The 13,270-nt window shown below is 69.6% G+C and carries 11 protein-coding genes; 8 read left to right on the plus strand and 3 right to left on the minus strand.

Annotated features, from left to right (window positions below; translation table 11 throughout):
- Nucleotides 1–91 precede the first annotated feature (91 nt).
- Nucleotides 92–2,140 carry an eCIS core domain-containing protein gene (locus OHT77_RS10060; RefSeq protein ID WP_328827819.1) on the plus strand — a complete coding sequence of 683 codons (2,049 nt, stop codon included), beginning with the start codon at nt 92–94 and terminating at the stop codon, nt 2,138–2,140.
- A gap of 24 nt (nt 2,141–2,164) precedes the next feature.
- Here the strand turns inward: OHT77_RS10060 and OHT77_RS10065 are convergent, their stop codons facing one another.
- The 3 genes from OHT77_RS10065 to OHT77_RS10075 form a co-directional block, all read right to left on the minus strand.
- Complete coding sequence (locus OHT77_RS10065; RefSeq protein ID WP_328827820.1) at nt 2,165–3,682, minus strand: cellulose binding domain-containing protein; 1,518 nt, start codon at nt 3,680–3,682, stop codon at nt 2,165–2,167.
- 213 nt (nt 3,683–3,895) lie between these two features.
- Nucleotides 3,896–5,215 (minus strand): radical SAM protein, encoded by a 1,320-nt coding sequence (locus OHT77_RS10070; RefSeq protein ID WP_328827821.1) that lies wholly within the window; start codon nt 5,213–5,215, stop codon nt 3,896–3,898.
- A 302-nt stretch (nt 5,216–5,517) separates the two neighbouring features.
- Entirely contained in the window at nt 5,518–6,177 is a 660-nt protein-coding gene (locus OHT77_RS10075; RefSeq protein ID WP_328827823.1) for a pyridoxamine 5'-phosphate oxidase family protein, read from the minus strand.
- A 127-nt stretch (nt 6,178–6,304) separates the two neighbouring features.
- Here OHT77_RS10075 and OHT77_RS10080 point away from each other — a divergent pair, with 127 nt between their 5' ends.
- The 7 genes from OHT77_RS10080 to OHT77_RS10110 all read left to right on the plus strand — a co-directional run bounded on the left by OHT77_RS10080 (nt 6,305) and on the right by OHT77_RS10110 (nt 13,262).
- Nucleotides 6,305–6,865 (plus strand): TetR/AcrR family transcriptional regulator, encoded by a 561-nt coding sequence (locus OHT77_RS10080; protein ID WP_328827824.1) that lies wholly within the window; start codon nt 6,305–6,307, stop codon nt 6,863–6,865.
- A 5-nt stretch (nt 6,866–6,870) separates the two neighbouring features.
- The gene (locus OHT77_RS10085; protein ID WP_266773896.1) at nt 6,871–7,197 is read left to right on the plus strand and encodes a hypothetical protein; all 327 of its coding nucleotides are present in this window, start codon (nt 6,871–6,873) and stop codon (nt 7,195–7,197) included.
- Complete coding sequence (locus OHT77_RS10090) at nt 7,194–8,438, plus strand: D-arabinono-1,4-lactone oxidase (protein WP_328827826.1); 1,245 nt, start codon at nt 7,194–7,196, stop codon at nt 8,436–8,438. The genes OHT77_RS10085 and OHT77_RS10090 overlap by 4 nt, the downstream gene beginning before the upstream one ends.
- 160 nt (nt 8,439–8,598) lie before the next feature.
- On the plus strand, nt 8,599–9,852 hold the full coding sequence (locus tag OHT77_RS10095) for an ROK family transcriptional regulator (RefSeq protein ID WP_328827827.1): 1,254 nt from the start codon (nt 8,599–8,601) through the stop codon (nt 9,850–9,852).
- 292 nt (nt 9,853–10,144) lie between these two features.
- Nucleotides 10,145–11,410 (plus strand): ABC transporter substrate-binding protein, encoded by a 1,266-nt coding sequence (locus OHT77_RS10100; protein WP_328827828.1) that lies wholly within the window; start codon nt 10,145–10,147, stop codon nt 11,408–11,410.
- A gap of 17 nt (nt 11,411–11,427) precedes the next feature.
- The gene (locus OHT77_RS10105; protein ID WP_328827829.1) at nt 11,428–12,393 is read left to right on the plus strand and encodes a carbohydrate ABC transporter permease; all 966 of its coding nucleotides are present in this window, start codon (nt 11,428–11,430) and stop codon (nt 12,391–12,393) included.
- Nucleotides 12,390–13,262 (plus strand): carbohydrate ABC transporter permease, encoded by an 873-nt coding sequence (locus OHT77_RS10110; RefSeq protein ID WP_328827831.1) that lies wholly within the window; start codon nt 12,390–12,392, stop codon nt 13,260–13,262. The genes OHT77_RS10105 and OHT77_RS10110 overlap by 4 nt, the downstream gene beginning before the upstream one ends.
- Nucleotides 13,263–13,270 lie beyond the last annotated feature (8 nt).

Below are 13,270 nucleotides of genomic sequence, written 5' to 3' on the forward strand. Positions count from 1 at the left end.
CCGTTCGGCCTTTCCTCCCCCCGCCCCCTGTCGGGTAAGAGGGAAGGGCACCCAACAGGGAGGGCGGCCGGCGAGCGAAGGGGAACGGCGTATGCGTATCCAGGGAGAGAACCGGTCGAGCGGTGACCGGACCGGCGGGCGCCCCGTGGCCCCGCCCCGGTCGGCCGCCGCCCTGCCTCCGCTGGCCGCGCTCCAGCAGACCGCGGGGAACGCCGCGGTGACCCGGGCGATCCAGCGGGCCCGTGACACCCAGGAGCAGCACGCCGAGCCCGCGGAGGTGCAGCGGGCGTCGGTCGTGGACGCCGTCGGCTCGCCCGGCAGCCCGCTGGAGCCGCGCATCCTGCAGCGCGCCGAGCAGGCGTACAGCATGGACTTCGGACATGTACGGGTGCACAACGGCCCCGTCGCCCAGCGCTCGGCCGAGGAGTTGGGGGCTCTGGCGTACACGACCGGTTCCCACATCGTGCTCGGCGGCGGCAGCGTCGCGGACGAGGTGATGTTCGAGGAGGTCGACCACATCCGGCAGCAGGCCCTGGGTCCCGTGCCCGGTACCGACAACGGCCGGGGCGAGAAGGTCTCCCACCCGGACGACCCGTTCGAGCGGAGCGCCGGTGCCAACGGCCGGAGGCTGGCCCGGGGCGGTGCGCCCGACCTGTCGCTGCCCGGCGCGCCCGCACCCGGCGGGGCGGTGCAGCGCAGTGTGGATGAGGAGGTCGCCGTCCAGCGGGCGGACCGGCCGGGCCCGTCCACGACCCCGCCCCGGCCCTCGGTGTCCCCGCCGATCGGGGCCTCTCCCCCGGCCATCGCCCGGCTGGCGCGGCTGATCGTCGGCGTCGAGGGCGAGATCCGCAACAAGGACGTGCGGGCGGTCATCCACCGGCGGGCGCGCAGCGGCCCGAGCTTCACGGGCGAGGAGCTGGAAGCGATCAAGGCCGTGGAGTCCGAGGACCCCAAGTGGCTGAAGACCGTGGGTATGTGCACGCACGCCGAGGCCGACGCCTACCTCAAGGCGGGCGACTTCCACAGCTGGCTCCAGCAGCCGGAGGGCAAGCGGCTCCTCGTGGCGACCCTGCGCTGGCACCAGAACGTGGCGGAGCGCGAGCAGGGGAAGGACCCGGACAAGCCGACCCGCTCCGACTACCAGCTCGGCCGCCACATGGCCATGCACGCCGAGGACACCCCGCAGTCGGAGAAGGACCAGTTGACCGGGGAGCGGAACGAGCAGATCTTCCAGACCCTGGTCAGCACCATGCTGCCGCCCGGGATCAGCGACGACGTGCCGGACGCCGACAAGCACCGCGAGCGGGTCGAGCGCGGTACCGAGGTGCTGACCAAGATCTTCCTGATCCTGAAGGAGGGCCTGAAGGTCTTCAACCCCGAGGCGGGCATGCACGAGGACTTCAAGGACGACGTCGCCCACGCCCTGGCCTACGGCGGTCGCGTCAACATCCGCATCCCGCAGCTCGCGGACGGCCAGCACGGCTATGAGCTGCCCCAGTGGCTGCACATCACCAAGGAGAACCGGAAGCCCTGGGAGATGAAGTCGGCGCCCGAGAAGCCGGTGTACCGGCGGCTGTTCGGCACGCACCACTTGGAGATCGGGAACAACAGGGCGGACGGCACGCCCGGCACGTTCGTGGAGAAGGGCGAGATCGGGGCCACCCTGCAGAACTGGGTCGATCCGCACAGCCACCTCTACGGCCTGCCCCTGGCCACCGGGGGCATGGGCAACACCGACTACCACGGCGACACCATCCTCCCGAACGAGTCGTACGGCCACATGTTCATGGGGTACAAGCCGCCGACGGACAAGCGGGACGGGGGACTTCAGGTCGGCCTGGAGACCGCCGGGCCCGGCGGCAGGACCCCCGACGGCTACGAACACCGCGTCACGAGCAGCGAGAAGAACAACAACCCGGTGAGCCAGCACGGCGGCCACAAGGACGACAAGCCCGGCGCCGACGCCCCGCTCAGGTCGAGTCAACGCCACGTCGACCTCAAGGAGTTCGGCGACTGGGTGCAGCGGCTGAAGGACCTGGAGAAGGACTGGAAGGCCGAACTCGCCAAGGCCAAGACGGACCAGGAACGCGCCGCCCTGTACCGGGACTTGATCGGCAAGCGCAGCAATGCTCGCCAGTGAAAGGGTGGTTGCCCTGCGGCCGGGCTACTTGCAGGACGCGCCGTTGAGCGTGAAGCCGTACGGCGCCGAGTTCCTGCTGTTGTTCCACGTGCCGAGGAAGCCGAAGGTGAAGCTGCCGTCGGCTGCGACGTTCTTGTTGTAGTCGGCGGCGGTGGCGGTGACCCGGGAGCCGTCCTGGGCGACGCTCGCGTCCCACATCTGGGTGACCTGCTGGCCGTCGCGGTAGGACCAGGCGAGGCGCCAGGTGTCGAGGGCCTTGGTGGTGGTGACGGTGACAGTGGCCTGGAAGCCGTCGGGCCACTGGTTGACGAGGTCGTAGGTGACGTCGCAGCTCGCCTGCGCGGTCGTGCCCGAACCCGATCCCGGACCCGCACCGGAGCCCGAACTCCTCGTGGGCGCCGGTGAGTTGCCCGCCGTCGTCGAGGCGGTGCCCTGGGGTTCCGTGTCGGGGTTCTTGTCCCGCGCGTCGGTCGCCGTGCTGCTCGCCGTGGGCCGGGAAGACGTCGAGGACGTGCCCGAGGGGTGGGCGCCGGCGGACGACGGGGTGGGGCCGGGGTGGTCGGCCACCGGCTGCCGGTCGGCGTCGTCGCGGACCGCGTTGTCGTGGCCGGAGCCGCCCATCGGCATCATCGACACACCGAGCGCGACCAGGGACAGCAGCACGGCCGCGGCGAGCAGTCCGTTGCGCACGAGGCGCGCCTTGCTCGCGCCCTCCTTCGGTTCCCCCGCCTCCAGTTCGGCCACGGGACGCCCCGCGCCCAGCCGTACCTCGGCGGCCCTGCGGCGGCGTTCCAGATAGGCGAGCCCGCCCCAGCCGATGACGCCGCTCGCGAGGGCCGCGGGCAGTCCGCCGCCCGCGAGCCGCAGACAGGCGGCGGCCTCCGCGCACTGCACGCAGGTGGCGAGGTGCCGGGAGAGGTCCTCAGGAGTGTCGGCGGCTGGCGAACGGGTCACCGCGTCCAGCAGCCGGGCGTAGCTGCGGCACTCCGCGTCCATCGGGGTGTCGAGATGGCTGCGGTGGCAGCGGTCCCTGAACAGGGCCCGCACCTGGGCGAGTTCGGTGGAGACGGCCGTCGGGTCGAGGCCGAGGCGGCGGGCCACGACGGGCAGCGGCAGGGCCTCCACCTCGGCCAGCCACAGCAGCGCCGCGTCCGCCTCCTGCAGGTCCCGCAGACCGCGCAGGGCGATCGGGCGCTGCAGCGGCATGCCGTGATAGCGGGCCGCCTTCTCGGAGTTGAGCCACAGCCGCAGGTCCGGGTCGAGCCGGTGCCCCCGCCCGGCCAGCTCCCACGCCGCCGCCGTGGTGCGCACGGCGGTCAGCAGCAGCGGTATCACCGGCAGCATCCGACGGGCCGGTCCGCGCATCAGGCCGGACCCGGCGGACCGGGCCTCCTGGATGCCGAGCGCGAACGCCTCCCCGGCCAGTTCGGTGGCCGATTCGGCTCCGGACGTGCACAGGTCGGCGTAGGACAGCACGGCGTCCCAGCACTCGGTGAACAGCGCTGCCTCAGCGGCGTCCTGAGGAGTCGGCAGGTCGGGCATGGGTCTCCTGCATCCACGAATGACGGCCAACTGGCTTCGACAGTAAGCGAGTTGGAGGGGGCTGCCTCGTGACAGGGCCAGAGCCTTTCACGCATCCCACACAACTGACAAGCCGCGTATTCAATTACGGTGACTGTCAGTCGCCTCTGTGCAGTTGTACGTGTCCGGGCCTCTCCCGGCTCACCCGTCGCAGGAGTTGGCCACACCGTTACCTTACAAAGCCGCGGGCTCCTCGGCGGGGAGACTGTCCATGAAGGAACTGACCGAGAAGACGGCGCGGCCGGGGCCCGGTTCGCCGTATCCGGGCGGGGACTTGAGCCCGAAGTCCTCCATCGTGGCGCGGTAGGCCTCCAGCAGCCGGATGTGGTACTCCAGCGGCGCGCCCTGCGGATTGGCCTTGCCCAGCGGGGTGGTGGGCTCCGGGCACCAGGTGGTGAAGCGGGGCGTGATGCCCTGCGACATGAAGAAGCGCAGCCCCTCGGTCGTCGACGCGATCGCCTCGTCGACGGTCTTGAAGCCGAACGGCTCCGCCATCTCCACGCCGGCCACGAAGTTGGGGATCACGTTGCGCGCGCCGAAGATCTCCGCGGAGTCGAGGATCCGCTTGTGCCACTCGGCGCGGCCGACGTAGCGCTCCTTGCCCGGGCAGTGCAGCTTGAACAGGTACTCGTCCCACACCTCGTAGTTGGGGTGGTAGATCTGCACGCCGTAGTCCTTGAACCGCTGCACGTCGTCCTTCGGCAGCGCCTGCGCGACGACCTTGCCGATCCAGCGGCCGGGGAAGCGCTCCTCGATGGCCTTGGCGTAGTGGCCGTAGAAGTCGGCCTCGTCGCGCCCGGCGACCGTCTTGGTGATCGCGCCGCCGGTGAGGGTGTAGGCGGTGGACACCTTCGCGGTGTCGTACCGGTCGATGATCTCCAGGGCCTCGAGGACCTCCTCGACGTCCTTGACCCCGGTGTACGGCCGGCCCGCCGCCTTGTGCTGGCGCCAGTTGTGGTTGATGTCGCAGTACTGGCACTCCTCCTTGGCGCCGAAGTACTGGCAGACCCGGAAGACCGTCAGGTAGATCAGGTAGCCCCACTGGATGGTCGGGGCGACCTCCATGACGGACTTCCCGTTGGCGAGCTTGTGCCGGTAGTACTCCGGCATCGGCGGCACCCCGACGTCCGCGATCCGCTTCCCGTCGAGGTACAGCCCGAGGACCCCGTCGTCGTCGGCGGCCACGCGGTACGGCGAGGTCGGGTTCACCCGCACGGAGACGACGGTCCGCCGCAGGTCGTACGGGCCTCCCGTGAGGATGATCTCCTCCGGGGGGCGGCGCAGCGCGGCCTCGCCCAGCTCGGGGAGGGTGCCGTGGTCGAAGGAGAAGATGAAGTACGACTTCGGCTTGACCTCACCGCCCTCGTTGTCACTGAGCGCGGACGGGTCGAAGGCGACACCTCCGCGGAGCAGGTCCTCCTTGAAGACGGCCTCCCGCGGCACATGCGGAAAGCGCTCCATCAGATCCTCGACCAACGCGGTGCGGCTGCCCATCCCGTATCTCCTCCTGGCTAGGCGTACGACTCTTCACGGTATGCCCCCGGCGGTTGGGGGGTGGGAGCGGGGGGGCGGTGTGGTGCGGTTTGGGTGGGTGAGGCCGGGCGGGGCGGGGGTGCGGCTCGGGGTTGTCTGGGGGTGCGGGTGCGTTCCGGGGGGGCTTGGGTTGTCTGTGAGTGCGGGTGCGTGTGGGTGGGGGCTTGGGTTGTCTGTGAGTGCGGGTGCGTTGTGGCTGGGCGCGCAGTTCCCCGCGCCCCTTAGGGGATGGGGGTGGGCGGGATTGGGGCGGCGAGGGTGGGTCAGCCCTGGGGTGCTCCCTCTCGGCGGGCGATGTGCTCCGGTAGCGGGATGTCCGGGGGCAGTGCGGGGTCCGGTACCGGCGTCCCCCAGGTCGAGGTCAGTGGCAGGGTTCCCGCCCATACGGCCAGCTCCGCGTCCGGGCCGTCTCCGTCATCCGGGCCGCCGGTGCGGATCTTGACGGACGCCTCGTCGAGGGGGAGGGCGAGCAGGGTGGTGGCCGCGAGTTCCTTGCGGCTCGGTTGCCTCGCGTACGACCACTGCCCGGGCGTCGCGTGTTCGGTCAGGCGGCGCAGGCCGGCCAGTTTCTCGTCCGGGTCGGTGACCTTGCGGGGTACGCCGTGGATCATCGCGCTGCGGTAGTTGACGCCGTGCTCGAAGACGGACCGCGCCAGCACCAGCCCGTCGACGTGCGTGACGGTGACGCACACGGGGGTGCCGCCCGCGAGGCTACGACTCGCCACGGACCCGTGGAAGTACAGCTCCCGCCCGTGCCTCCCGTACACCGTGGAGACTACGACCGGCCGCCCCTCGATCACCACCCCCAGGTGACAGACGAACCCCGCGTCGAGGATCGCGTCCAGGTCCGCACGGTCGAGGCTGCCCTGGTCGGCGAGGCGGCGGTGGCGGGTGCGGTCGGTCTGCGGGAGACGGTCGGTCATACCGCCGGAGACTACCGATGTCGTAGATCAATGGCCATACCCGCAACGGATACGGCACCTGCAAGGGTCCACCGCGACTGAATTCGCAGTGTTGACGTTTCTGACATTTCTCGTCAGAATTGTCAGCATGAGCAAGCGGGACGACATCGTCACAGCGGCCGTCGACGTGTTCAGCCGGTACGGGTTCCGGCAGACCTCGATGGAGCTGCTCGCGCGGGCGGCCGGCGTGTCCCGGCCCGCGCTGTATCAGCACTTCGCGAACAAGCAGGACGTCTTCGCCGCCGTCGCCGCCCGTGTCACCGACCTGATGACGGCCGCGGCCCACCGCGCCCGCGACACCGAGGGAACACCGGCCGACCGGGTCCACGGCGTCCTCGCGGTGAAGCTGGAGACGGCGATCGGGGTCACCGAGGAGCGGCTCCGGCAGGAGCTGGTCGCGGAGGCCGCCGCGATGGGGCTCACCCCGGCCGAGGACGGACTGCTGGACGCGCTGGCGACTCTGCTCGCCGACACTCCCGAGCCCCGCGAGACCGCCGCGCTCCTGCTCGCCGCGACCGTCGGCATCGGCCAGTCCGACGGCACCCCGGAGCTGCTCCGGGGCCGGCTGCGCCGTCTCGTGGACCTCGTCATGAGCGGCCTCGACAGCGCGTCGGAGCAGGGGAACACCCGTCCATCACAAGGGAGTTGAGCACCATGATCGGTACGATCGCTCTCGGTCTCGCCGCCGGTTTCTGCGCGGGGAACGGCCTCCCGTACTACGTCATGGGCAGCACCGGGGACGCCGTCGGTCCCGGCCCGTTCCGGCCCTCCGCGACCGCCAACGTGCTCTCCGGCTGGGTGCTGATCGTCGCAGCCGCCGTGTGCTGGCACTACACCGATACGCAGGCACATCGGCTGCCGACTTATGCTGCGGCAGCAGCAGGAGTCCTCCTCGTCGGGCTGATCCACGCCCGGCTGTGGCGCACCGACCCCTGGGGCAGAACACGCGAACGCACGCTCCCGGAGGGACGGCAGGCATGACGGAGACGGTCACCAACTGGGCCGGCAACATCACCTACGCGGCGAAGGAACTCCACCGCCCGCGCACACTCGACGCCCTCAGGACCCTGGTGGCCGAGAGCGCGCGGGTCCGGGTGCTGGGCAGCGGCCATTCCTTCAACGACATCGCCGAGCCGGGCCCCGACGGCACCCTGCTGTCGACCGCCGTGCTGCCGCCCGAGTTCGACATCGACACGACGGCCCGTACGGTACGGGTCTCGGGCGGCGTCCGGTACGCCGAACTGGCCCGCCGGGTGGACGCGCAGGGCCTCGCGCTGCCCAACATGGCGTCCCTGCCGCACATTTCGGTGGCCGGTTCGGTGGCGACCGGCACCCATGGTTCGGGCGTCGGCAACGGTTCGCTCGCGTCGGCCGTGCGCGAGGTCGAGATCGTCACGGCGGACGGCTCCACGGTGACGATCGCGCGCGGCGACGACCGCTTCGAGGGTGCCGTGACCTCCCTCGGCGCGCTCGGTGTCGTCACCTTCCTCACCCTCGACCTGGAGCCCGCCTTCGAGGTCGAGCAGTACGTCTTCACCGAACTGCCGCTCGCTGGACTGGACTTCGAGACGGTGGCCGCGTCGGCGTACAGCGTGAGTCTGTTCACCGACTGGCGGGCGCCGGGCTTCCGGCAGGTGTGGCTGAAGCGGCGCACCGACCAGCAGCTGTCCGACTTCCCGTGGGCCGCGCCCGCGACGGTGGCGCTGCACCCGGTGCCGGGGATGCCCGCGGTCAACACCACCGAGCAGTTCGGGGTGCCGGGGCCGTGGCACGAGCGACTGCCGCATTTCCGGGCGGAGTTCACGCCGAGCAGCGGGGCGGAGCTGCAGTCGGAGTACCTGTTGCCGCGTTCGGCGGCGGTCGAGGCGCTGGCCGCGGTCGACGGCATCCGGGAGACGGTCTCCAGCGTGCTGCAGACCTGCGAGGTGCGGACGGTCGCCGCCGACGCGCAGTGGCTGAGCCCCTCGTACGGGCGGGACACGGTCGCCCTGCACTTCACCTGGATCGAGGACACGGAGGCGGTGCTGCCCGTGGTGCGGCGGCTGGAGGAGGCGCTCGACCCCTTCGACGCACGGCCGCACTGGGGCAAGGTGTTCACGACGCCGGCGGAGGTGCTGCGCGGGCGCTATCCGCGGCTCGGTGACTTCGCGGCGCTGGCGCGGAGCCTCGACCCGGAGGGCAAGTTCGCCAACGCCTTCGTGCGGGACGTGCTCGGCGACTGAGCGGGTGACCGGGCGGTGACCGGCTGCTCGACCGAGGGTGACCGAGTGGGGCCCGACTTTGTACAGCCCCTTTCCTAACCCCTTGTCGAACGTCGCCCCCTCGCCATAGCCTTGCCGCGCGCCGGTGCCGTCGTGCCTCGGCATGATGCGAGGGGGAGGGATGGCGGTCACTCCGGTGAAGCGCACATCACGTGACATCCGCACCGCGAACCGTTACGAGGTGCTGCGTCAGATCATCGCCGAATCGCCCACGTCCCGGCAGGAGTTGGCGGCCGCCACCGGGCTGAGCCTGGCCACGGTGGCCACGCTCGTCGGGGAGCTGCTCGACCTCCGCATGATCACCGAGGTCGGTTTCGAGGACTCGGCCGGGGGCCGTCCCCGAGGGCTGGTGGCGGTCAACGCGTCGGGGGGCGCGCTGATCGGCGTCGACATCGCGGAGACGTACGTCCATGTGGAGCTCTTCGACCTGGCGCTGAACGTCCTGGCCCGCGCCGACGAGGACATGCGCCCCGGCGAGAGCCTGCCGGGGCAGGTGGTGAGCCATGTGGCCGCCGCCGTCGGCTCGGTGGTCGCGCAGGCAGGCGTCGAGGGCGCGCGGGTGCTCGGCGTCGGGGTGAGCGTGCCGGGGCAGGTGGACCGAGACACCGGTGTCTCGGAGTACGCGCCCAACTGGGACTGGCACGACGTGCCGTTGCTCGACCTGCTGTCCGAGGTCATCGCCTACCCGCTGTACCTGGACAACCCGCTGCGCGCCTGCGCGGTCGCCGAGATGTGGTTCGGGGCGGCGCGCGGACGCGGGGACGCGGTGGTGGTCAACCTCGGCACCGGCGTCGGCGCGGGCCTCGCGCTCGGCGGGGCGCTGTACCGGGGCGTGAGCAACAGCGCGGGCGAGTGGGGTCATACGACGCTCGTCCTGGACGGCCGGCTGTGCCGCTGCGGCAACCACGGCTGCGTGGAGGCGTACGTCGGGGCGCCCGGAATCATGCTGAACCTACGGGAGTTGAGCCCGCGCAGCCCGCTGCTGCACCCCGACGACCAGACGGCCACCATCGACGCGCTGGCCCACGGCGTGACCGCGGGCGACCCGGTGGCGCTCAAGGTCGTACGGGAGACGGCCCGTTACGTCGGTGCGGGCATCGCCAACCTGGTCAACATCCTCAACCCCGAGGTCGTCGTGCTCAGCAGCTGGGTCGCCCGCACGCTCGGCGAACCGCTGTTGCACGAGGTGCGTGAGGCCGTCCAACGGCACGCGCTCAGAAGGCCGTTCGCCGCCACCCAGATCGTCCTCTCCCCCATCCTCACCGACCCGGCGTGTCTGGGCGCGGCGACGTTCGCGCTGGAAGGGGCACTTCAGTCGGTCGGGCAGAGGGCCGGCAAGAAGCCCACGAGGAGCCGTACCGCACCACCTTCATGACGGCAGCCGCGCTCGCTGTCACCGGCACCCTTCTCTCCGCCCCCCGGCGGGGCCAACGAGGCCTGGTCAAAGGTGTACTGACCATCTGAATGCGAGGTGCGGGCCGTCTCCATGACGACCCGCACCTTCGTCACGTCCGGTATTCCGAACGCTACGCAACGCTTCGAACAGACTTCGCCCAACCCCTTGCCGAAGGCTTAGGCGAAGGTTAGCGTCCCGCACCGCACCTCGATTCGGGCCACGTGCCGCGGAGCCGTGGAGCCGCAGCCGCGCGAGAGACAAGGACGTCACCATGTCGGCAATGAGCAACAGCAACTGGTCCCGCCGATCGATATTCCGGGCGGCCGCGGGGATGGCGGCCGCGGGGACGCTGGCCGCTTGCGGAAGCAACAACGGGCGGGGTACCGGCGGTGGTTCGGGCAAGCAGCTCACCCAGATGTTCCACGCGTACGGCGAGGCCGGGACGGAACAGGCCATCAAGCGCTACGCGAAGGCGTACTCCGGGGCGAACGTCACCACTCAGTGGATCACCAGCAGCGACTACGAGAGCAAGCTGTTCGCCACGCTGCTCACCAAGAACGCCCCCGACCTCTTCGAGTTCCACCCGCAGATCCAGATGGTGAAGAGCGGTCAGGTGGCCGACCTGAGCGACATCATCGACCCGGTCAAGTCCGACTTCAACCCGGCCGACATCGCCTCGCACACGGTGGACGGGAAGATCTACGGCGTCCGGATGATCGACGACCCGCAGTTCTTCTTCTACCGGCCCTCCCTGTTCAAAAAGGCCGGCGTGACGGTCCCGGAGACCCTCGACGAGCTGATCGAGGCCGCCGCCAAGCTCACCACCGGCAAGGTCAAGGGCCTCTATCTCGGCAACGACCTGCATGCCGTCATCAGCCCGATGATCTGGTCGGCCGGCGCCGACACCCTCAACGACAAGAACGAGATCGCGTACCACACCCCGGGTGTCATCGAAGGCATCAAGAAGATGCGCAAGCTGTTCACCAGCGGCGACCTGCTGCTCGACGCCCCGACGGACTACTGGGACCCCTCCGCCCTCAACCAGGGCCTGTGCGCAGTCCAGTTCTGCGGCATGTGGGCCATGCCGCAGTTCCAGAAGGCCCTCGGCGACGACATCGGGATCTTCCCGTTCCCGAAGACGATCGACTCGGGCAAGCAGTCGGTCTACAACGGCGGTTGGTCGATGTTCGTCAACGCCAAGGGCGCGAACGCCGACGCGGCCAAGGAGTACGTGAAGTGGTTGTGGATCGACCAGAAGAAGGACCAGGAGGACTGGGCCACCTCCTACGGCTTCCACATCCCGCCACGCGCGTCGATCGCCGCCGAGGCCACCAAGCTCAAGACCGGCCTGCCCGCCGAGGGCGTCAAGCTCTTCAGCGAGTTCGGCCACTTCGACAACATCGGCTGGACCCAGGCGATGATCACGGCACTGGAGGACGTCTTCGCCAACTCCGTCCGCAAGGGCGGTGACCCGGAGGCCTCGCTCGACAAGGCCGACACGGCCGTGAACCGCGAGCTCAAGAAGCTGTTCGGATAGGCCGGGGCGGACCGGACATGTCGACGACCACGACACCCGACCTCGCGAGCCCCGCCCCGGCGAAGGCCACTTCGTCCAAGCCGCGGCGGGCCCTGCGGGGCAGCAGCACCTTCAACTTCTGGCTCTTCATCGGGCCGTTCCTCGCCGGACTGATGATCTTCGTCTACGTCCCGATCGGCTGGAGCATCTACCTCAGCTTCTTCGAGGCGCGCTTCACCGTCACACCGAGCAGGTTCATCGGGCTCGACAACTACACGTACATGCTGACGAACCCCGACTTCGTCGGCTCGCTCGGCACGTTCACCGTCTTCGCCGCGTTCATCGTGCCCACCACCTGGGCGCTGTCCCTGGGCCTGGCCCTGCTGGTCAACCGGCTCAGGTTCATGCGGGCCTTCTTCCGGTCCGTGTTCTTCCTGCCGACCGCGTGCAGCTATGTCGCGGCGGCGCTGATCTGGAAGATGTCCATCTTCAGCGGCGTCCGCTTCGGCCTGATGAACACGGTCATCGGCTGGTTCGGCGCAGAGAACATCGCCTGGCTGTCCAACCCCAGCCCGCCCTGGTATTGGTTCGTCATCGTCACCGCCCGCCTGTGGCTGCAGTCCGGTTTCTACATGATCCTCTTCCTGGCCGCGCTGCAGAACATCCCGGCGGAGCTGTACGAGGCAGCCGCGATCGACGGAGCCAAGCCTGGCTGGCAGACCTTCCGGCACATCACCCTGCCGCAGCTCCGGGCGACCTCGACCGCGGTGATCCTGCTGCTGCTGATCGCCGCCTACCAGGCCTTCGACGAGTTCTTCAACCTCCTGTCCAAGACCACCTGGGGCCGCCCGCCGCTCGTCGAGCTGTACTACACGGCTCTCGGCGAGAACCAGGACTACGGCGCCGGCAGCGCGGGTGCCGTGATCCTGACCGTGCTGATCGTCATCGTCACCCTGTTCCAGGGCAAGCTCATGGGCTTCGGCCGGGGGGAGGAGGCCAAGTGACCACCACCGCACCGCAGTTGAGGAAACCGCGCGGCAAGAAGCGCGGCGGCGTCCTCGGCAACACGGGTCTCTACCTCGCGACCGGTGTCGCCGCCTTCCTCTTCCTCGTCCCGTTCTACCTGCTGGTCCGCAACGCGCTCTCCACGGATGCCGAAATCACCGGGGAGCACTGGAAGTTCTTCCCCACGCACCTGCAGTGGGGCAACGTCGGCGACCTCTTCGACGACACCTCGGTGGACTTCGCCCGGTCGATGTGGAACTCCCTGGTCGTCGCCGTCTCCATGACCGTGGGCATCCTGCTGATCTGCTCGCTGGCCGGCTACGCCCTGGCCCGCATCCCGTACAAGCACTCCAACAAGATCTTCTACGTCGTCCTGGGCACCCTGATGGTTCCCACGGCCGTCACCTTCGTGCCCAGCTTCGTTCTCGTCTCGTCCCTCGGCTGGGTCGACACCTATAGAGGTCTCATCATCCCGGGCCTCTTCAGTGGTTTCACCTGCTTCCTCTTCCGGCAGTACTTCCTGGGGTTCCCCAAAGAGTTGGAGGAGGCGGCACGCGTGGACGGACTCGGCTACTGGGGCGCGTACTGGAAAGTCGTGGTGCCCAACTCGCTGAACTTCTTCGCCGCGATCGCCACGATCACCTTCATCAGCGGCTGGAACGCCTTCCTCTGGCCGCTGGTCATCGGCCAGGACCCCGGGGCCTGGACCGTCCAGGTCGCACTGTCCTCGTACATGACCAACCAGACCGTCGTCTTCCACCAGATCTTCATGGCCACCGCGATTTCCATCCTGCCCCTCGTCTTCGTGTTCCTCTTCCTCCAGCGCTGGCTGGTCCAGGGCATCGCGCAGACCGGCATCAAGGGCTGACACCCGCC

Origin of the sequence: Streptomyces sp. NBC_00252 (assembly GCF_036187565.1) — a bacterium.
Lineage (GTDB): Bacteria > Actinomycetota > Actinomycetes > Streptomycetales > Streptomycetaceae > Streptomyces.

Coding starts and splice junctions, on each gene's coding strand:
- OHT77_RS10060 (WP_328827819.1), top strand. CDS start 92: ATGCGTATCCAGGGAGAGAACCGGTCGAGCGGTGACCGGACCGGCGGG.
- OHT77_RS10065 (WP_328827820.1), bottom strand. CDS start 3,682: ATGCCCGACCTGCCGACTCCTCAGGACGCCGCTGAGGCAGCGCTGTTC.
- OHT77_RS10070 (WP_328827821.1), bottom strand. CDS start 5,215: ATGGGCAGCCGCACCGCGTTGGTCGAGGATCTGATGGAGCGCTTTCCG.
- OHT77_RS10075 (WP_328827823.1), bottom strand. CDS start 6,177: ATGACCGACCGTCTCCCGCAGACCGACCGCACCCGCCACCGCCGCCTC.
- OHT77_RS10080 (WP_328827824.1), top strand. CDS start 6,305: ATGAGCAAGCGGGACGACATCGTCACAGCGGCCGTCGACGTGTTCAGC.
- OHT77_RS10085 (WP_266773896.1), top strand. CDS start 6,871: ATGATCGGTACGATCGCTCTCGGTCTCGCCGCCGGTTTCTGCGCGGGG.
- OHT77_RS10090 (WP_328827826.1), top strand. CDS start 7,194: ATGACGGAGACGGTCACCAACTGGGCCGGCAACATCACCTACGCGGCG.
- OHT77_RS10095 (WP_328827827.1), top strand. CDS start 8,599: ATGGCGGTCACTCCGGTGAAGCGCACATCACGTGACATCCGCACCGCG.
- OHT77_RS10100 (WP_328827828.1), top strand. CDS start 10,145: ATGTCGGCAATGAGCAACAGCAACTGGTCCCGCCGATCGATATTCCGG.
- OHT77_RS10105 (WP_328827829.1), top strand. CDS start 11,428: ATGTCGACGACCACGACACCCGACCTCGCGAGCCCCGCCCCGGCGAAG.